The sequence below is a fragment of the Bacillus sp. FDAARGOS_1420 genome (genome assembly GCF_019344915.1).
In the GTDB taxonomy this organism is placed as follows: Bacteria; Bacillota; Bacilli; order Bacillales; family Bacillaceae_G; genus Bacillus_A; species Bacillus_A mycoides.
In genome coordinates this window covers 37,109-57,026 of the sequence record NZ_JAHWJB010000001.1, presented here as the reverse complement: position 1 = coordinate 57,026, position 19,918 = coordinate 37,109, and the positions used below count along the sequence as shown (strand labels likewise).

Annotated in this window: 24 protein-coding genes; 18 read left to right on the top strand and 6 right to left on the bottom strand. The window is 36.1% G+C overall.

The genetic code is table 11. From position 1 onward, the window contains the following. Positions 1-15 precede the first annotated feature (15 nt). The 4 genes from brnQ2 to I6L50_RS00390 all read right to left on the bottom strand — a co-directional run bounded on the left by brnQ2 (position 16) and on the right by I6L50_RS00390 (position 2,672). Complete coding sequence (gene brnQ2 / locus I6L50_RS00405; protein ID WP_219299933.1) at positions 16-1,332, bottom strand: branched-chain amino acid transport system II carrier protein BrnQ2; 1,317 nt, start codon at positions 1,330-1,332, stop codon at positions 16-18. Positions 1,333-1,553: 221 nt separating this feature from the next. Then, a complete protein-coding gene (gene cotJC / locus I6L50_RS00400; protein ID WP_002010774.1) occupies positions 1,554-2,123 on the bottom strand; it encodes a spore coat protein CotJC in 570 nt (189 codons plus the stop codon). A gap of 61 nt (positions 2,124-2,184) precedes the next feature. Next, complete coding sequence (locus I6L50_RS00395; RefSeq protein ID WP_000194953.1) at positions 2,185-2,448, bottom strand: spore coat protein CotJB; 264 nt, start codon at positions 2,446-2,448, stop codon at positions 2,185-2,187. 8 nt (positions 2,449-2,456) lie between these two features. Further along, positions 2,457-2,672 carry a spore coat associated protein CotJA gene (locus tag I6L50_RS00390; RefSeq protein WP_219299931.1) on the bottom strand — a complete coding sequence of 72 codons (216 nt, stop codon included), beginning with the start codon at positions 2,670-2,672 and terminating at the stop codon, positions 2,457-2,459. Positions 2,673-2,780: 108 nt separating this feature from the next. Here I6L50_RS00390 and I6L50_RS00385 point away from each other — a divergent pair, with 108 nt between their 5' ends. From I6L50_RS00385 to I6L50_RS00365, 5 genes are all read left to right on the top strand, one after another. Beyond that, on the top strand, positions 2,781-3,155 hold the full coding sequence (locus I6L50_RS00385; protein ID WP_219299929.1) for a VOC family protein: 375 nt from the start codon (positions 2,781-2,783) through the stop codon (positions 3,153-3,155). Positions 3,156-3,431: 276 nt separating this feature from the next. Further along, on the top strand, positions 3,432-3,713 hold the full coding sequence (locus I6L50_RS00380; protein ID WP_002134573.1) for a YkvA family protein: 282 nt from the start codon (positions 3,432-3,434) through the stop codon (positions 3,711-3,713). 11 nt (positions 3,714-3,724) lie between these two features. After that, positions 3,725-4,330 carry a DedA family protein gene (locus tag I6L50_RS00375; RefSeq protein WP_219299927.1) on the top strand — a complete coding sequence of 202 codons (606 nt, stop codon included), beginning with the start codon at positions 3,725-3,727 and terminating at the stop codon, positions 4,328-4,330. A gap of 105 nt (positions 4,331-4,435) precedes the next feature. Next, positions 4,436-4,804: a DUF3992 domain-containing protein gene (locus I6L50_RS00370; RefSeq protein ID WP_016093264.1), complete on the top strand. Its 369-nt coding sequence runs from the start codon at positions 4,436-4,438 to the stop codon at positions 4,802-4,804. A gap of 20 nt (positions 4,805-4,824) precedes the next feature. After that, positions 4,825-5,163, top strand: coding sequence for a DUF3992 domain-containing protein (locus I6L50_RS00365; RefSeq protein ID WP_016093263.1), 339 nt, complete (start codon positions 4,825-4,827; stop codon positions 5,161-5,163). 63 nt (positions 5,164-5,226) lie between these two features. Here I6L50_RS00365 and I6L50_RS00360 read toward each other — a convergent pair whose 3' ends face one another. After that, on the bottom strand, positions 5,227-5,646 hold the full coding sequence (locus I6L50_RS00360) for an S-Ena type endospore appendage (RefSeq protein WP_219299925.1): 420 nt from the start codon (positions 5,644-5,646) through the stop codon (positions 5,227-5,229). Between the two features lie 472 nt (positions 5,647-6,118). Between I6L50_RS00360 and I6L50_RS00355 the strand changes: the two genes are divergently transcribed. The 13 genes from I6L50_RS00355 to I6L50_RS00300 all read left to right on the top strand — a co-directional run bounded on the left by I6L50_RS00355 (position 6,119) and on the right by I6L50_RS00300 (position 18,889). Next, a complete protein-coding gene (locus I6L50_RS00355; RefSeq protein ID WP_219299924.1) occupies positions 6,119-8,581 on the top strand; it encodes a LamG-like jellyroll fold domain-containing protein in 2,463 nt (820 codons plus the stop codon). 582 nt (positions 8,582-9,163) lie between these two features. Further along, positions 9,164-9,292, top strand: a complete 129-nt coding sequence (locus I6L50_RS34665) for a hypothetical protein (protein WP_257475345.1) — start codon at positions 9,164-9,166, stop codon at positions 9,290-9,292. Then, positions 9,292-10,425: an RNA-guided endonuclease InsQ/TnpB family protein gene (locus I6L50_RS00350; protein ID WP_219299923.1), complete on the top strand. Its 1,134-nt coding sequence runs from the start codon at positions 9,292-9,294 to the stop codon at positions 10,423-10,425. The genes I6L50_RS34665 and I6L50_RS00350 overlap by 1 nt, the downstream gene beginning before the upstream one ends. 153 nt (positions 10,426-10,578) lie before the next feature. Then, positions 10,579-10,782, top strand: coding sequence for a hypothetical protein (locus I6L50_RS00345; RefSeq protein WP_061674975.1), 204 nt, complete (start codon positions 10,579-10,581; stop codon positions 10,780-10,782). A gap of 408 nt (positions 10,783-11,190) precedes the next feature. Next, on the top strand, positions 11,191-12,318 hold the full coding sequence (locus I6L50_RS00340) for a cation:proton antiporter (RefSeq protein WP_219299922.1): 1,128 nt from the start codon (positions 11,191-11,193) through the stop codon (positions 12,316-12,318). 123 nt (positions 12,319-12,441) lie between these two features. Beyond that, on the top strand, positions 12,442-12,756 hold the full coding sequence (locus I6L50_RS00335) for an outer surface protein (protein ID WP_113936724.1): 315 nt from the start codon (positions 12,442-12,444) through the stop codon (positions 12,754-12,756). 29 nt (positions 12,757-12,785) lie between these two features. After that, positions 12,786-13,649, top strand: a complete 864-nt coding sequence (locus I6L50_RS00330) for a MurR/RpiR family transcriptional regulator (RefSeq protein ID WP_219299920.1) — start codon at positions 12,786-12,788, stop codon at positions 13,647-13,649. A 155-nt stretch (positions 13,650-13,804) separates the two neighbouring features. Beyond that, on the top strand, positions 13,805-14,689 hold the full coding sequence (murQ, locus tag I6L50_RS00325) for an N-acetylmuramic acid 6-phosphate etherase (RefSeq protein ID WP_113936723.1): 885 nt from the start codon (positions 13,805-13,807) through the stop codon (positions 14,687-14,689). A 23-nt stretch (positions 14,690-14,712) separates the two neighbouring features. Continuing rightward, the gene (locus tag I6L50_RS00320) at positions 14,713-16,077 is read left to right on the top strand and encodes a PTS transporter subunit EIIC (RefSeq protein WP_219299918.1); all 1,365 of its coding nucleotides are present in this window, start codon (positions 14,713-14,715) and stop codon (positions 16,075-16,077) included. Between the two features lie 51 nt (positions 16,078-16,128). Continuing rightward, positions 16,129-17,202: a DUF871 domain-containing protein gene (locus I6L50_RS00315; protein ID WP_219299916.1), complete on the top strand. Its 1,074-nt coding sequence runs from the start codon at positions 16,129-16,131 to the stop codon at positions 17,200-17,202. 153 nt (positions 17,203-17,355) lie between these two features. Then, positions 17,356-17,760, top strand: coding sequence for a DoxX family protein (locus I6L50_RS00310; protein ID WP_001077749.1), 405 nt, complete (start codon positions 17,356-17,358; stop codon positions 17,758-17,760). Positions 17,761-17,917: 157 nt separating this feature from the next. Beyond that, the gene (locus I6L50_RS00305; protein WP_219299915.1) at positions 17,918-18,319 is read left to right on the top strand and encodes a nuclear transport factor 2 family protein; all 402 of its coding nucleotides are present in this window, start codon (positions 17,918-17,920) and stop codon (positions 18,317-18,319) included. An 87-nt stretch (positions 18,320-18,406) separates the two neighbouring features. Next, complete coding sequence (locus I6L50_RS00300; protein ID WP_219299913.1) at positions 18,407-18,889, top strand: PRK06770 family protein; 483 nt, start codon at positions 18,407-18,409, stop codon at positions 18,887-18,889. 33 nt (positions 18,890-18,922) lie between these two features. Here the strand turns inward: I6L50_RS00300 and I6L50_RS00295 are convergent, their stop codons facing one another. Beyond that, a complete protein-coding gene (locus I6L50_RS00295; RefSeq protein WP_219299911.1) occupies positions 18,923-19,834 on the bottom strand; it encodes a DMT family transporter in 912 nt (303 codons plus the stop codon). Positions 19,835-19,918: the final 84 nt, after the last annotated feature.

The following is a 19,918-nucleotide window of genomic DNA, read 5'->3' as shown; positions in this document are numbered from 1 at the left end:
CATGCTTTCTTCTTTTTATTTTACAGAAACTTCACCTTCAGCTTCTGTTTGCGGAATAAAGTATCCGATTATACCACCAATTATTGCTGGAACGATCCAGCCGATTCCTAAGTTATAAAAAGGAATTGTGTGTACGATATTAGCGATAAAACTTGGTATCATTCCCACATTATCAAGTGCATGAATACAGCTAATAATGAATGCTGCGATCATCGCTCCGATATAGACAGAAGGTTTACGTTTCGTATATTTATCGATAAATGATACGAAAATTAAAATGATTGTAATTGGATATAAAATAATTAATACGGGTAATGTAATTTTGATTAATAAACTTAATCCTAAGTTTGAAATAACGAAGCTAAAAATACAAACGTATAGTACAAGCTTCTTATATGAAACATTTGTTAATACTGTTGTGAAATAGTTGGCGAATGCACTCACAACACCGATTGCAGTCGTTAAACAAGCAGCTATAATTGCGATACTTAATAAAACATTACCGCTTGTCCCAAAAAATTGATACATAATAGTTGCTAATAGTTGACCGCCATTTTCAAATTGTCCTAAGTTTCCGTTTGAAGCGCCGATATAACCTAGTAAGAAGTAAACAATTGTTAAGAAAAGAGCCGCAATGCTTCCGCAAATAATTGTATATTTCGCAATGGATTTCTTATCTTGTATACCGTTTTGGCGAATTGCATTTACAACAATCGTTGATAATACGAGTGCTCCGATTGCATCTAATGTTAAAAAGCCTTCAAGAAATCCTTTGAAAAATGGAATTTCTTTATAGTCACCAACAGGTTCTGCAAGCGTTCCTGGTGAAAGAATCGCTTTTGTTGCCATAATTGCAATAATTCCAAGCAAAATTGGCGTTAATATTTTTCCGATATGATCTACTAATTTGGATGGATTTAACGATAAGAAGTAGACGACTATAAAGAAAATCGCACTAAAAACTAACATAGAGTACCATTGATCTGGGAAAAGTGGTGCAATCCCAATTTCATAAGATACAGTTCCAGTTCGTGGAATAACAAATAGTGGGCCGATGGAAAGATAAATAATGATAGCGAATACTGCTGCGAATTTTGGGTGAACACGGCTCGCTAAAGTATTAAAACTACCACCAGCAAGGGCAACAGCGACGATAGCTAGTAAAGATAAACCGACATCTGTAATAATAAATCCTGTAATGGAAACCCACATATTTTCTCCGGAAGAAAGACCGAGAAGAGGCGGGAAAATCATATTACCAGCACCGAAGAAAACTGCGAATAGTAATAAACTAATCGAAAGTATTTGCGCTGGTTTTAAAGTTGTACGCATATAAAGAAAAGCCTCCTAATGAGCGTTTTTTTGTCGAAAATTCAAATAATTTGTCGATTGACTGTTATTATTTTAAAGGTCTGATGACTAGAAAGCAAGAGGGAATTTTAAAAATATTTTAAAAAAATGCGTAAAATTGAATAAATATACTATTTATATGTTAATACAGGAAGAATTTCACTTTTAACGTAAAAAAAACACATATCGCTAGGATATGTGTATTAAAAATAAATTTGCCTATCACGTTCTTCTTTTAAAATTTCTACAGCCTCTCGGAAACGTTGAGAATGGACAATTTCTCGTTCGCGTAAAAAGCGTAAGCTATCATTTATATCGGGGTCGTCTGATAAATCAATTAGCCATTGATAAGTCGCTCGTGCTTTTTCTTCAGCTGCAATATCCTCGTATAAATCTGCGATAGGATCTCCTTTCGCTTGAATGTAAGTGGCAGTAAAAGGAACGCCACCTGCATTATGATAAAACAAGGCGCTGTCATGATTCGCATAATGCGCGTCTAATCCGGCAGCTTTCATTTGTTCAGGTGTTGCATCTTTTGTTAATTTATAAATCATTGTAGCAATCATTTCTAAATGGGCGAACTCTTCTGTACCGATATCGGTTAGTAAGCCAACGACTTTGTCAGGAATTGTATAACGTTGATTTAAGTAGCGAAGAGCAGCAGCCAGTTCGCCGTCCGCACCGCCATATTGTTCAACTAATAATTTGGCGAGTGCTGGATTACAAGTACTTACTTTAACTGGATATTGTAATTTTTTTTCATAAATCCACATAGTTTCTCTCCTTTATCCCGCTATTTGCTGCCCGTAAACTCCACTTGATTAAAGTTTCATTTTATATTTGCCATGGCCACGGTCCTTGGCTCCATTGCCATGGAGCGTTAGAATAACTATTTCCGAACTGCTGAAGTGGCCCGTATTTTTCTTCAATTTTTTGTTGTAATACTCTTCGTTTATAGGAGAAATCATTGAATTGATTTATAGCTGCAGTATCGTCGGGATGCGTATCTAAATAGAGAGTAAGTTCAACTAATACAAAGTCTAATTCTTGCAGCTCTTCAATCCATTTGTAATATTCATCAGGCAATGTTTGTGTCACGTTTTTATTCACCGTCCTTTTTTGTAAGGATTTTCATAAAAATCATAAAATGCAGGCCATAAAGTCCCTTTTCTTAAAGCTTCTTTTGGTGGGAATTGGGGTAAGTTAGGTGGTTGAAAGCCTATAAATAGGTGTGGGGGAGTTGAGTAATATTTCTTTCCAATTGGAGGGCAAGGATCGTTTGGGCCATGAAAAGGTATGTAGGATTTCATAAATTCATCCATGTTACACGCCTCCTTTATAAATGAAATATTCATCACTACGTATTGTATTCGTACATAATTGCAAATTATGACTCATATAGAAAACTAAAAGGGGCAGGGGGAGTGCGGATGGAAAGTGTTACAACATGTATTGTATTAGAATCTAAAAACTTAAAGGAAACATTATATTTTTATGAAGGAATTCTAGGGTTTAAACCGAGCAAGGAGAGGCCACAAATACGTGTAACAGGTGTTTGGTATGATATTGGTTCGACGAGAATTTGTTTTGTTGTAAACAGGGGATTGGGAGAGTATAGAGAGACTGTCACATCATCAGCTACGGAGATATTTTTAAGAACCTCAGATATCGAGCGGATAAAGAAAAAGTTAGAGTTTTATCATATATCATTTGTGGAAGATTGCTGTGGTGAAGAAGTAAGAATAACTTTCTATGACCCAGATCGTTTTAAACTCCAATTTGTATCAAAAGAGAATACAGAATAGCTTGTTTTGTAATGTAATAATCTTAATGGCGATGAAAAAAATATTGACAAGCTCCTCCAAATATTTTAATGTGATTGTATAAAATTGTGTATATAAAGGGGAGTAACTTATTACAATAAAGTCGTCATTACAGGGAGAAACCCTCGGCTTTATTGGCAACGATTTCGTTGTTAGTGAGACCTTTACCAGCAATGGTAAAGGCCCCTTATTGTCTTTTTAGGACCCTTACCATATTTGGTAGGGTCCTTTTTGTATACAAAGAGAGGAGATATAAAAATGAAAAAACTTTTTAGTAGATTAAGAGTTGTATTTCATGTCCGCAAGTTTGTTCCATTCCTATTTGACTTTTTTACTTCAAAAGAGGTTTCCATAAAGAAGAAAATCTTATCCATTGCTTTTTTAGTAGGGTATGTTGCGATGCCGCTCGATTTAATTCCAGACTTCTTACCGTTTATCGGTATTTTAGATGATATTGGAATTGTGTTATTTATTTTAAATCGAATTGTAAAAATGGCGCCAGTGCAATTGCAAGAAAAGCATAACGTAAACGTAGGATAGGAGTTGAAAATATGGAGCAAATTATTTTAGATATAATCGAGTTTTTAAAGCAGTTTTCTTATTTTGGAGTTGTGTTAGCATTAACGTTTGAATTTATTCCAGCAGAAGTAGTTTTGCCCATGGTTGGATATTGGGTATACGAGGGGGATATGAATTTTTGGTTAGCTGTATTAGCTGGAACACTTGGTGGGACGACAGGGCCTTTAACTTTATACGCGCTCGGTTATTACGGAGGGCGCCCTATATTAGTGAAGTATGGGAAATACTTCTTCATTAAAGAAGAACAAATTCAAAAAGCAGATGATTTCTTTGAGAAATATGGGCCGGTTGTAGCATTTTTAGGACGCTTCATCCCGGGAGTTCGAACGCTTATTTCCGTTCCATGTGGTATGGCAAAAATGAACATATGGAAATTTAGCATATATACATTTGTAGCAATGTTCCCATTAACGACTTTGTATATTTATTTTGGAATGAAATTAGGTCCGCATTGGGAAAAAGCAGGGGCTATTGTTGGGGAGTACATGTTACCTATATTAGTCGTTGTCCTTGTAATTGTGGCTTGTATCTTAATCTATAAATATATGAAAAAGAGGGACAAAACGGAATCTATTTAAAGATAAAGGCGCATAATTTTTGGTGAATATAGATGAATAATACAGGCAAAGGACTCTTAAGGACATACACATATAAGGAATAAGTAAGAGAGAGGGGAATTTTCTATGGCTTGTGAATGCTCAGGGGCGGCGTTAACTTGTTGCCCAGATAAAAATTTTGTACAAGATAAAGTGTGTAGTCCATGGTCAGGAACTGTAGTTGCTACTGCAATTACAAATGTGCTGTATAACAACAATATTAATCAAAATATGATTGGAACAGGGTTCGTTAGGTATGACGTCGGGCCAGGTCCAATCACGCTGACAGTTTTGGATGCAACAGGAGCTACACTTGATACACAAACATTAAATCCTGGAACGAGTATAGCTTTTACGTACCGTCGTTTCCAGACAATTGAAGTAACTTTACCTGCTGGAACAGCTGGAACATATCAAGGAGAGTTTTGTATAACAACACGTTATCCACTTTCATAATAGAAAAGGAGAGGACTAAGATGTGCAATTCTAACTTATCATGCTGTTCCAGTAAAACACTTGTTCAAGATCAGGTGTGTATAGATTGGGCTGCTACTGGTGCGGTCACTGAAACGGTATATACGAATAATATTACACAAGACTTGTACGCATCTGGATATGTAAAATATGATGTGGGTGTAAATCCAGTTACAGTAAACTTTCTAGTAGGAGCGACAGTAGTTAATACAATTACTGTACAACCACAAAGTAGTGGATCGTTTACAGTAAGGTATTTTACTACAATTCAAATTGTAACAACAGGGACGGCAACGAGCCAAGGGCAATTATGCCTTACAGTGCGTTATCCGATTTCATAAGGAAAAGCATACCGTAATGGTATGCTTTTTTGTATAGTTTGTAAGTTAGGGTGGTAAAGAATTTTATAAGCAAAATGAGAATTGGCAACAATATTTTCCCTCTATATATTGAATTGGGTTATTTGGAATATTAACGATTGTCACAGATTGTAATGATTGACCTGTATATGACATTGTGTTGCCAGGATAGACAGTAAAAGTATTTGTCACCTGCCCAATAATTTGAACGGTAATCCCTCCAGTACTACTAGTGCTATTATACACAGAAATGGTACCTGATATTTTAAGTAAACCATCTCCTTCCCATAAAACTAATGTGGAATTTTCAGAAGGTGGAGGGATTTCTTTTGTTATAAAAAAATTACCAGCGAATTCATTCGTGACTAGTTCACAGCTTGGTGGTTTAGGTGGGTTAGGTGGATCGTAGGGAGGGCAGATGATAGATAAAGGGGCATAGCAGCCGATATTTTTTTTACAAGCCATTAATAGTTCCTCCCTTCATAGCTACTATTTATTACTATTAAATGTTGTAAAGCGATAGGTTGTGTTAATAAAGGAGCGAAAAATTTCACGAAAGATGTTTAATAGGCTTACAGCCCATAATAAGTTATGAGAGTCTTTGACACTCCCACCCCTAAAGGGGCAAGCTGACTAACGTCAGTGGGATTCTAGCTACCAAAGGCGAAGTCCATTTCTGGTATCGCTGACGTGCAAGATTGCGGTGTGCCATCACCACTCCCACAACAGACCATATAGGTTCGTGGGCTTTCCCGCATCATAAATTCTGTAAGACAAAAGGTGGTTGTATAAGATAATACAAGTAATGTGGGATGTTACACAAAATTGACTGTATATTTACAAAACTTAAATAAATTTCATTCTTAATTCAAACTAAGTTAATATGCATTCGATACAATAACCATTGTAAATAGTTTATTATATGAGGAGGATTTACGTGGAAAGAACTGCTTTAAGAAAAGTAAAAGGACTTATTGGATTATTGATGGTTTTTGTATTAGCATTCGTGTCATTTCCGTGGAGTGCGTCGGTTAAAGCGGAAGAGAAAAAGCAAGAAAAGGCACCAAGTGAGAAGAAGCTTGTTTTTCCAGTTGTAAGTGATGTGCATATTAAAGATAGTGGAACAGATGATACGTTCCGCTGGAAAAGAGCGATTGAGCAATTTAATACGCTTGCACCAAAGCAAGATGCGTTTGTCATTGTAGGTGATTTTACTGATTCGGGTTCAGTAAAGCAATATGATCGTTTTATGCAAGTGTATAACGAAAATGCAAATAAAGATGCGGTACGAATGAATTCTCTAGGTAATCATGATTATTGGAACGGCTTATCTGTAGAGGGAGCACAGAAGCGTTTCTTAGAAAAGACAGGAATGGAATCGATTTATTATCATAATGTAGTAAAAGGGTATCACTTTATCGTAATGTCACCAGAGGATGGAACAACGCATGGCTATTATTCGGACAAGCAAATTAATTGGTTAAAAGAAGAAATGGCAAAGGCACAAAAAGATGATCCAGAAAAACCGATTTTTGTGTTTTTACATCAACATATTAAAGATACAGTGTACGGTAGCCAAGAATGGGGAACGAAAGATAGTGCAAAAATTAATGCGGTATTAAAAGAATTCCCACAAGTAATTACGTTTTCAGGTCATTCACATTATCCGTTAGATGATCCAAGATCGATTCATCAAAAAGACTTTACGTCTGTTGGAACATCTTCTGTAAGCTATATGGAAGTTGAAGGTGGTAAAGTACAAGGGAATATCCCGCCAGGAGCTAGTACATTAAGCCAAGGTTTATTAGTAGAGGTAGATGACAAAGAGGTAACGATTAATCGCCGTGATTTCCATACAAACTCTTGGACAGGTGAGCCTTGGAAAATTAAATTACCAACGAAAAAAGAAGGATTCAACTATGTAGAAGATCGTGATAAAGAAAAGCCATACTTTGCGAAGGATGCAAAGCTTGCTGTATCAAATGTAACGGAAAATGCGGCAACAGTAACATTCCCGCAAGCATTGGACAACCTTCTTGTTCATTCTTATCGCTTGCAAGCAAAGGATAAACAAACAGGTGAGATTAAAAATAAGCTATTAGCGTTCTCTGAATTTTATCGTGATCCAGTGCCAAAAGAACTTACATTTACGCTTGCTGGATTAGATGGCGGGAAATCATATACACTTGAAGTGGTTGCAATTGATTCGTTTGGCAATGAAAGTGAGCAACCATTAACTGCAGAAATCACAACGAAAAAAGATAATATTGATCCGAATGTGAAAGTACCAAAGGCAGACGTTTTTGATGTGAATTTCTTAGATGGTACATTTAAAGATAACTCACCGTTTGGGACGAAAGGTGATGTGAAAGGGAATGTATTTATTGAATATGATAAAGCTCTGAAAACAAATGTAATGAAATTAAATGGAAAAGCAAATACATTTGGGTACCTTCCATTTTCAGCAGCACAAAAAGAAAAAGTAGCGAATACGTTTACGTTAGAAACTGTATTTTCGATGAATGAAATTCGTGGACAAGGAATTTTACAAAATACAGAGAGTGGCGGAATTGGTTTTGAATCTACAGGAAATGGATATGTAGAACTATGGGCTCATATTGGTGGCAGTTATAAACGTGTAGGCGTTCAATTAGCAGCAAACAAAACGTATCATTTAACAGGAACGTATAACGGTAGTGAAGTAGCAATTTATGTAGATGGTAAAAAAGTAAATAGTCAACCAGCTCAAGGGAAAGTATATCACCCGAACGTGCCATTTGCACTTGGTGCAGACCCAGATAGTAACGGAAATGGTGGTATTCCGTTAAATGGACAAATTGCACTTGCAAAATTATATAGTAAAGCGTTGAGCTCTTCAGAAGTATTAGCAGCATATAACGAGTTTTCTAATCGTACAAAATTAGAGCAAGTAAATGCGTTATATGAAGAGAGTGGAAAAGTGAAAGAAGTGTTAGCTGGTACTTATGAATTTGGTGAAAAACCAGGTCAGTATTCACAAGCAGCTTTTAACGAATTACAAAGAAGTTATGACAATGCAAAGAAAGTGTTTGAGAATATAGCAAGTACAGGAGAACAAATTGTTCAAACGTATAATGAATTAAAAACAGCAAACCAAACATTTGTACAATCAAAGGTAGCAGAAGAGCAGCCAAAAACACCGAAAGAAAAATTAAAAGTGAATGTTGAGTTTGCAAAAGCTTTAGTAAAGAAAGCGCAAGATGGAAATGTAACAGACGGTTCTGTTAAATCATTAAGTCAAAAAATCACAGTTGCAGAAGCTGTGTTAAAAGATAAAAATGTAAAAGATGAGTATGTGGAATCAATGAATCGTACGCTAGAGCACGCTATTTCACTTGTTGAAAAAAGCATCAACAAATAAGGTATAAGAAAAAGAAGCTTATCATGATAGGCTTCTTTTTTGTTATACTAAAAGTAGCATAGAAAAAGGGTAATTAACTGTTACGATTTATTTAACCAACTATAACTAAAGTTAATTAAATATATCAGTAAGCCCTGTTAGTCAAGTGATTGGCTAGTAGTGAGGGTTAAATGCGGGCAATCCCTAAAGCTGATTGAACTACAGCGTGGCTAGAAATAGCGAGCGTGAATGTCGCGAAAGCAGAAAAAATCAATCAGATCGTGCAAGGTTAAATCCTAAACACTAGAACAATGGGTCTTCCGCCTCGAATCATCTAAGTCAAAATGGATAAGATGAACGTTCAACGACTATCTCGTATAACTGACGAGAGTACACCACAAGCCTATGGTGGTGGAAAAATCCTCTATCTCTAGTAGATAAACATATAGTCTGCGCTCATGTGAAAACATGAGAAGTTCATAAGAGAACTGGCTAAGGAATTGCGCCCTTAGTTGAACAAGATAAATTTTATTGAATCTATCAAACTTCATTGAATTTATCGAACGTACGTGCTATGTTTGGTTCAATGAGGTGAGAATAATAATGAAATTTTCACGAGTTAGTCAAGTATCGGAATTAACAGGTTTGTATCCTGGTAGTCTCAGGAGAATGCTGGTGGAACACGCTACTATTCAGAAGAACAAATCTTTCATTAAAGAAGTTAAATTCTGATGATATTAGCGAAGAAAGTCAGACTGATTCCAACGCCTGAACAAGAAAAAGTGCTTAGAAACCATGCTGGAGCTGCAAGATTTGCTTATAACTATTGTAAAAGAATGAGTGATAGATACTATAAGCTATTTGGAAAATCTGTTTCACAGTTAGCTTTACAGAAACGATTTACAAAGATCAAGAAGCGAAAGCAATATGAGTGGTTAAAAAATATCAACGCACAAGTTCCCAAACAGGCTTCAAAAGATTTTGACAAGGCGCGAAAAAATTCGTTCGAAAAGTACCAAAATGGTTATCACACTTCTTATAAATCCAAAAAAGATTTAATCCAAGGATTTTATGCCAATTATGAAAGACTGGTTATAGGAAAGAAAGTAGTTCATATTCAGTCCATTGGAGAAGTGAAAACAAGCCAACAACTACCAAGAAACAAAAAAACATCCAATCCAAGAGTTACATTTGATGGTCGTCACTGGTGGATTAGTGTAGGGTTCAAAAAAGAATTCGAACCACAAGAACTAACCAATGAGTCGATTGGTGTGGATGTTGGTTTAAAAGAGCTTTTTGTAGCTTCTAATGGTACGAAAGAACGAAATATAAACAAAGAAGATGCCAAGGTTAAAAAACTTTTGAAAAGGAAAAAGTCAGCTCAAAGAGATATGTCTAGGAGATTTAAAAAAGGTGTAAAAATTCAATCTGCCGGATATGAAAAAGCTAAAACTGAGCACCTGCGGTTATCTAGGAAAATTACGAATATCCGAAATAACCATATCCACCAAGCAACAGCTAAATTGGTGAAAACCAAACCAATGAGAATTGTTGTGGAAGACTTATTTATCTCAAACCTGTTAAAAAACAAAAAATTATCGAAAGCATTTTCATTTCAAAAATTAAACTTCTTCTTTCAATGTTTGTCATACAAGTGCGAGAAGTATGGCATTGAGTATGTAAAAGCTGATAAATGGTTCGCCTCAAGCAAGATTTGTTCATGTTGCGGAGTTAAATACGACCATTCAGTTCAACCAGAAGGACAGTGGAGTTTAAAAATACGTGAGTGGTGTTGTGCTTCATGCAATAGCCATCACGATAGGGATGTAAATGCGTCGATAAATTTATCAAGATGGGTAAAATAAATGCTTGATAATAGGAGGTAACGATACTGCCTCGTGTGGAGTGTTATACCCCTCGTCCCTTTGGGGCTGCGAGAACACGATGAAGCACTAACTTGTGTAAATTTGATTGAATTGTATAGATTTAGTTAAGTTTATCGTATCGGAGCGAATAATTTGGAAGAGAAAAAGCTAAAAAGAATTCTTGAATATGTATGGATCGCGGTTGTGCTCCTTGTAGGATATTATTTCTTAAAAGAGAAAAGTATATGGGTTCTATTTTTAATGACGTTTTTATTAGCGGGGTTAGGAACGCTATTTATTAACTTTTTCTTTGATAGTGTAAACGCGTGGAGAAAGAAAAAGAAAGAGACGAAGTAAGGGGAGATAAGTATGCAAAAGTTGCAGGTTATGTACTCACTTGCATCGGTATATTTATCATTTTACAAACGTTAACGAAAAAACATAATAGAACATGAAAATAGCTCGCCTTTATTATAGGCGAGCTATTTTGTTATGCTTCTTTTTCTCATCATTTGTTTTTTCAGTAGCTAAATGACTAAGAAGGGAACCGAATAGTGTGAACCCATTGGAAAAGAGTATGTAAGTGAATGAAGATACAGTTATGGCATGTAGTTTTTTTGAAATTTCTAGATTGATTTCATTTGAATTCTGAATATTACGTCGAATAAAACTTTAACAAATAAAATGCTGGTTTTAAGGAGAAACTATGTGCAGAAATAGATGTAGGAACAAAAAGATTTACTTCATATAGTAGGAGAAGATGCTATGTTATTTTATTTTGAACTTGTCGTCATTTTACTTTGTACGAAATTAGCTGGTGATATTAGCGTTAGGCTCGGCCAGCCTTCTGTACTCGGTAAATTAATCGTTGGTATTATTATCGGTCCGGCTTTGCTAGGTATTATTAATAGTTCAGAACTTATTGATGAGCTTAGCGAAATTGGTGTTTTGCTACTTATGTTTATGGCGGGACTTGAGACAGATTTAGAAGAGTTAAATCGGAATTTAAAATCTGCATTCGCAGTAGCGATGGGAGGAATTATTTTCCCATTCCTTGGTGGGTATTTAGCAGGACTTGCGTTTGGAATGTTACAGTCGCATGCAATCTTTTTAGGATTATTACTTTGTGCCACTTCGGTTAGTATTTCTGTTCAAACACTAAGAGATTTAGGGAAAATGAATACGCGAGAAAGTACGACGATTTTAGGTGCAGCTGTATTTGATGATGTAATTGTCGTTATTTTATTAGCATTTGTGATGAGTTTTTTAGGTACACAAGATGTAAATGTAACGCTAGTCATTGCAAAGAAAATCATCTTTTTTGTAAGTATTGTTTTCATCTCTTGGAAAGTTGTTCCGTGGATTATGAAAATGCTCGTACCACTTCGCGTAACAGAAGCGTTAATTAGTGCTGCACTTATTATTTGTTTCTCTTTTTCGTATTACAGTGAAATGATGGGAATCGCAGGTATTATTGGGGCATTTGCAGCAGGAATTGCGATTTCGCAAACAGAGTATAAGCATGAAGTGGAACATAGAATTGAACCGATTGCTTACGCGATATTCGTACCGGTTTTCTTCGTAAGTATTGGAATGGAAATTACATTTCAAGGTATCGGAAGCCAACTTTGGTTCATTATAATTATGACGCTCATCGCAATTTTCACAAAGTTAATCGGATCAGGTTTAGGAGCAAGATTAACAGGGTTTAACTTACAATCTTCTATTAGTATTGGTGCGGGAATGGTGTCGCGCGGGGAAGTAGCGCTTATCATTGCAGCAAATGGACTTGCGGCGAATTTGTTAGCGAAAGAAAATTTCACAGCGATTGTCATTGTTGTTATATTGACGACAATTATTACGCCGCCACTTTTAAAGAAGTATTTTGTATAGAGGGAAAGAGCTTATCTGACGTAGATAAGCTCTTTTTTATTACAAAATGCAGTGGTCATGTAGCATGAATGGATTGTAATTATGATAAAATCTATGTATGTGATATGACAAGGAGTGGGAAGTGTGAGGATTACGAAGGGGAAGGTTATCGGTGTAATCATACTTATTGCACTATGTATGCCATTTACCGCATGGAAAGAATCAAAAGTGAAAGATTTTCCAGTTTCTATTTTTTCTTCCTATGTAGAAGACGAAAACCCGAAAGACTATAAGTACACTGCTTTTGTACCTGACTTTGCAATTTGGATACATGGATGGGAAAAACAGCGATCTGAAGGTGAAATAACGTCATATAAAAAAGGGGATCGAACTGTAATTGTTCACCATCCTCCTGGCGATGATGGTTTTTATCTTTTTGAAGCAAGAGAAAATAAGTGAAAGCAACCATAAGAAGTGGAGGTTAAATAGTGAAAGCTTCAACATTACTATTTAAAATTGAAAGTAATATGGATCAATTTTCACCAGCCGAAAAGAAGGTTGCCATGTACATAATGGAGAATGCAGAGATTGTTCCGAACTTAACGACGAAAGAAGTGTCAACGAATGCAGGCGCAAGTGAGGCAAGTGTTGTTCGCTTTTGTAAGTCGATTGGGATTGGGAGCTTTAAATCATTTAAAATCGCGCTCGTTCGTGAATTAACGATTGCTGATTATAATATTAATGATTTTTCAGTGATGAATACGGAAGATGGACCGTACGACTTGTTTAATAAAGTTACATATGTGAATAAAGCTGCAATTGAGGCGAGCGTTACTGCGATAGATAAAAAGGAACTTGAGAAAGCTGCAGATCTTATTGTAAATGCAGATAAAATTATATTTTATGGAGTAGGCGGATCAGCTACTCCGGCGATGGACGGAGCGTATAAATTTACGCGGCTCGGATTTACAGCGATGATGCTATCTGATTTTCATATGATGTTGCCACTCGTCACGAATTTAAAAGAGGGAGATATATTTGTGGCGATTTCAACTTCTGGGCGGACGAAAGATGTGCTCGAAATGGCGCAATATGCGAAGAAACGAGGAGCTACAGTTATTGCGATTACAAAGCTAGATCAATCATCTCCTTTATATAAAGCGGCAGATATTCGCCTTTGTATGCCAGATGTAGAGCAAGACCATCGCATTGCGAGTATTGCTTCGAGAATGACGCAACTGAATATGATTGATGCTTTATATGTGATTACTTTCAATCGAATTGGTAATAAAGTATTAGATCAATTTATGGAGACGAGAGAAGAAGCATTACGGTTACGGAAATTGAAGTAGAAGAAAAGATGGGGAGACTCATCTTTTTTATTATCTTTGACACAAATATGTCATGTTGTGAAATTTTATTTCATAAAATAAGAAATAGTTATTGATTTTTAGTTTCTTAAAGTTATAATAAAAGTGTGAAATATAATTTCGAAGAGGGTGGCAATATGTTAGAGAATTTATCGACAGAACACCGTAATGAGAAAACGATGAATCTAGATGAGATGAGTATAAAAGAAGTGTTACAAAGTATGAATGAAGAAGATCGAACTGTTGCGTTAGCAGTTGAAAATGAAATAGAAGAAATTGAAAAGGTTGTACAAATTGTTACTAAGTCTTTTGAAGAAGAAGGCCGTTTAATTTATATTGGGGCTGGTACGAGTGGCCGTTTAGGCATTTTAGATGCGGTTGAATGTCCACCGACATTTGGAACAGATGATAAAATGGTGCAAGGATTTATAGCAGGTGGATTGAAAGCGTTTACCAAGGCAGTGGAAGGTGCCGAAGATCGTGAAGAGTTAGCAGAAGAAGATTTAAAAAGTATTGGATTAAATGAGAAAGATACAGTTATCGGAATTGCAGCAAGTGGCAGAACTCCTTATGTAATTGGCGGCTTGAAGTACGCAGGCAGCGTGGGAGCGAGTACAGCTAGTATCTCTTGTAATAAAAATGCTGAAATAAGTAAATATGCAAAACTAAATGTGGAAGTGGAAACAGGCGCAGAAATATTAACAGGCTCAACACGGTTGAAGGCTGGCACAGCGCAAAAATTAGTACTCAATATGATTTCTACAGCGTCTATGATTGGTGTAGGGAAAGTATATAAAAACTTAATGGTAGATGTTCAATCTACAAATGAAAAATTGGTAGAACGCTCAAAACGAATTATTGTTGAAGCGACAGGCGCTAGTTATGAAGTAGCTACAGAGTGTTATGAGAAAGCAGATCGTAATGTGAAAGCTGCGATTGTTATGGTATTGCTACAGTGTGAGTATGGGGAAGCACTGGAGAAATTAAAAGAAGCGAAAGGATTTGTGAAGAAGGCACTATAACATATAGGGAGGGGAAATCTGTTATGAAGAAAGAAGTGAGAATGGCAAGTGAGATTACGGAGCAACTTGGGGGAGTAAAAAATATTCGTGGCATTGCTCATTGTATGACGAGGCTGCGATTAACGCTTCATGATGAAAGTAAAGTGAACATGGACCTTTTGAAAAAGGTTGAAGGCGTTATGGGCGTTATTGAAGATGAGACGCTTCAAGTTGTTGTTGGACCAGGGACAGTAAATAAAGTAGCAGCTGAAATGGAAGTTTTAACAGGATTACGAATTGGTGAAGTGGCAGATCATCACCTTGAAGATATCGGCCGGGAGATAAAGTCAGGGATTAAGAAGAAAAACAATACACCAATGAAAAACTTTTTAAGAAAAATAGGAAGTATTTTCATTCCGTTAATTCCGGGGCTTGTTGCGTCAGGAATTATAAATGGGGTTGCTAACTTTGCGAAAAACGCAGGTGCTGATCCGAATGCAACATGGCTACAAATGCTACTACTTATTGGCGGCGGTATCTTTACATTCTTAGGAATTTTAGTCGGTTGGAATACAGCGAAAGAATTTGGCGGGACACCAGTTCTTGGGGCAATTGCAGGTATTTTAATTTTCAACCCAGCGATGGCGAATGTAAAATTATTTGGTGAAGCGCTCGTACCCGGACGGGGCGGATTATTTGCAGTTATTTTTGCAGCATGGCTTATGGTTGTAGTTGAGAAAAAAGTACGAAAAGCAGTGCCGAATGCAGTTGATATTATTGTAACACCGCTTATTACTGTATTAGCTGTAAGTATAGTAACGATGTTAGCGATTCAGCCAGCAGCGGGGTTCTTATCTGATGGTATTACGAGCGGTATTAACGCAATTTTAAATGTTGGTGGGGCATTTGCTGGAGCTGTGCTTGCCGGAACATTTTTACCTCTCGTAATGGTCGGATTACATCACGGTTTAACACCGATTCATATGGAATTTATTAATCAAACGCACGTAACGCCTTTATTACCAGTACTCGCAATGGCTGGCGCTGGGCAAGTAGGAGCAGCAATTGCGATTTATGTGAAAACAAAAAATAAACGCCTTCGTAATGTGATTAAAGGTGGATTACCAGTAGGATTTTTAGGAATTGGCGAACCGCTATTATACGGGGTTACATTGCCACTTGGGAAACCGTTTATTACTGCTTGTTTAGGAGCGGCTGTCGGTGGTGCATTCCAAGCTGTTATGAAAACGGCTTCACTCGGAATAGGTGTATCAGGATTATCATTAATTCCGTTAATTGCTGATAATAAATATTTATTATATTTCCTTGGATTAGTAGTTGCATATACGTTCGGATTCATCTTTACGTACTTCTTCGGCTTTAAAGAAGAAATGGCAGAAAACATATAGAGAAAGGGATTCCTTTCTCTTTTTTTTATATTAATAGAAGGAGAGATTCATATGATAGGAGTTTCAATTTATCTTTCAAAAGAGCGAGTAGAGAAACAAGAAGCATGGTTAAAACTAGCGAAAGAAAACGGATTTTCATCTATTTTTACATCTCTTCACATTCCAGAAGATGATCCGAATACGTATAAGGAGTTAATTCAAATACTTGGGAAACAAGCTCTCGAAAATGAAATGGAATTAATGGTTGATGTCTCTCCAAAATCGTTAAACCATTTAGGGATGACGTATGAAAATGTGGAAGAGTTATTAGAATTTGGCATTACTGGTTTACGAATGGATTACGGTATTACGCCAAAAGAAATCGCACGTGTATCTCATAAGATGAAGGTAGCGTTAAACGCGAGTACGATTACAGAATCATTTTGGAAAGAGTTACTTGCGGAAAATATACGAGTAGATCGAGTAGAAGCGTGGCATAATTTTTATCCGCGTCCAGAAACAGGACTAGCCAAATCATTCTTGCAAAAACAAAATAAATATTTACATGAGTGCGGAATAAAAACGATGGCGTTTATTCCGGGAGATGGTGAAAAACGCGGTCCGTTATATGAAGGTTTACCAACTTTAGAAAAGCACCGCTATATGCGCCCGCTTGAAGCATATTTAGAGCTTGTGCAAGAGTGCGATGTTGATAAAGTGCTAATTGGAGATATAAGCGGGAGCCTAGAGAGTGTACAAGAAATCTCGAGTGCGAGTGGTGGGATTATTCCAGTGCGATATGAGTCATTTATAAATGCAAGTGAAGTATTAAAAGTGGTAGAGCAAGTGCATACAAATAGGTTAGATCCGGCTCGTGATGTAATTCGTTCTGTAGAATCAAGGGAAGGAAATAGAGTGGTGTTACAGCCGATGCATACAATTGTAAGAAAGAAAGGCAGTATTACAATTGATAATGAATTGTACGGTAGATATGCAGGGGAGATGCAAGTTGCCATACATGATTTACCTGTAGATGAGAAAGTGAATGTTGTGGGAATGGTTGTGGAAGAGGACGTGTCTTTACTGCCTTATATTGGCGCTGGAAAAATGTTTCAACTTTTTCTGTGTGATAGAGTAAAAGCTTGAATTAGCGCTATTTTATAAAAGACATTATTCGTAAAACGGATAATGTTTTTTGTTTTCTTTAAAAAAAGCATTTGACGAATGAAAAGAAATACAGTATTGTTTTGTCTTGTGAATAAATGTTCACCATAACAAAACAAAAAAGGAGAGTTCAAAATGAATCAATATATTGGGAATTTAATTATTCGTATCGTGTTAGGAGTTACGTTCTTTGCACACGGTTTAGCAAAGTTTCAATCAGGTATAGATAACGTAGCAGGATGGTTTACAAGCATCGGTTTACCAGGTGGTCTTGCATATGGCGTAGCGACAGTTGAATTAGTAGGTGGTATATTATTAATTATCGGTTTAGGCGTAAGATATGTAGGATTGTTATTCGCTCTTATTTTAGCTGGAGCTATCGTAAAGGTAAATGGAGCAGCAGGTTTATTAGGAGATGGAAAGAATCCGGGATATGAATTAGATCTTGCATTATTAGCAATGGGTGCGTATTTATTCGTCGTAAAAGCAGAAGGATATGTAGATCGCTTCGTAAAAGAGAAAGTAATGAAAGCGAAGTAAATTTATTTATAAATTGTTGACTTAAAGAGTTGGTGTAACTATAACTGTTACAATAACTAAGTTAAGAATAAAATTAATTAGAATATTTTTTTACACAAGATGTAACTATAGTTGTTACATCTTGTGTAAAGAATAAATAAACGGGGGAGGAAGTACCATGCCTAAATCAAATTTAGAAATTATTCAAAGCACGTATGAAGGATCAGCTTCTTCGAATGCAAAACATTTAGCAGAAGCATTTTCTGAAAAAGTGGAATGGACAGAGGCAGAAGGTTTCCCGTACGGCGGAACGTATATAGGTGTAGAGGCTATAATGGAAAATGTATTTAGTCGTTTAGGGTCAGAGTGGGATAATTATAAAGCGAGTGTAAATACGTACCATGAAGTAAGCGGAAAAGATGTAATTATTGCTGAAGGTGTTTACTCAGGAGTTTATAAAGAGACGGGAAAATCATTTGAGGCGGAATTTGTTCATGTATGGCAGCTTGAAAATGGAAAAATCGTGAAATTTAAGCAATATGTGGACAGTTACATTGTACGAGAAGCGATGAAGGTTTAAAATGAAATAAGGAAACAAATGGAATCGGCTGTGCGCAGGCGATTCCATTTGTTTATGTGATTATTAGGGGAATGGGGAATACATAATATGAAAAAATGGATTATAGGGACAATTACAATGATTGTAATTGCGATAGGAGCTGTATTCGGTGTTACGAAACTTCTTAATTATATAGAAGAAGAGGAGAAGAGTCTGAAAGCACAAAATGTAATGGGGCAACAAGGGAAGAAAGCAAAGGAAGAAAAGCAACAAGCTAGTGAAGATGAAATTATTTCTACAATGCATAGGATGGTACATCAAAAAGTGAAATCCTCTGAAAAATGGGGATTTATTGAAATGACAAATAAGGAAATTCGTAGTGCGAAGAACGCAGTAGAAAGCAGTACTAATTTTAAATATAAATCAAAGCTACTTTCTACTTTAGAGCGCTGGGAGAAAGGGGATTTTTCACAGACGGTTGAGGAGCATAACTTTTTGTGGGAAATTCAAGGTGGTGATACCGGAAAGGCAACAGAACGTTTATCGCCAGAAGAAGAAAAACAGTATGTGAAAGAAATGAAAGGTAAATAAAAACATCGCCACTCTGGTGGCGATGCTTTTTCATTAAGAATGCTTTCGTACTAAAGCTCTAGTCGTCTGAGGAGAAACAGTTTTAAAATGAGAGAATAAATAGCACCCTGTAACGACGATAATTGTCCCGAAAATTTGAATCCATGTTAATTCTTCTCCAAGGAAAATAAATGCTAAAATAGCTGTGAAAATTGGATTGAAATTTAGAAAAATCCCCGATGTAGCAGCGCCTAATTTCTGTACACCAATATTCCAAAACACCATACAAAGTACTGTTGAAATGAGTCCTGTATATAAAAGTGATGTTATGAAGGAAGAGTTGATATTGGAAACAGTGAAGCTTCCTATGTTAAATGGTAGTAATAAAATAACGCCGAAAATACCAGAATATAATGTTGCCATGAGTGGTGTAGTTGTTTTTGTAGCCCATTTACTACAAACAGAATAGATTCCCCAAATACAAACAGCCGCAATCATCCATAAATCTCCGCTATTAAAATGTAGTGAAAATAAAAGAGCAAAATTTCCTTTTAAAAGGACGAGCATAACCCCGAAAAATGAAAGAATCATAGAAAGAATTTGAAGTGTATTTACTTTTTCTTTTAGAAATAGCACAGAAAATAATGCAATTGAAATAGCGTTCAATGTAGAAATAAGACCTACATTCGTTGCGGATGTTTTTTCTAGTGCTAAAAATTGAAAAATGTTAAAAAGAACGACTCCTGAAATTCCCATAAGTATTAACGGAAGTATTGCAGAGCGTGGTGGAATGATTTTCTTCTCTTTAAACCATACCATTGGTAATAAACAAATGATCGCAATTAGCCATCTTAAACTTGTCAGTGTCATCGGAGATGCATGATCGACGAGTGATTTCCCAACGACGAAATTTCCTCCCCATAATAAGCTTGTTAATAATAGTAAAAAGACGTAAAAATAAGGCATACTAAAAACCCCTTTGTTGAAATAAGAATGAACTGTAAATAATTTTAGCATTTTTCTTTATTATCTAATATATTCTTTTGTATA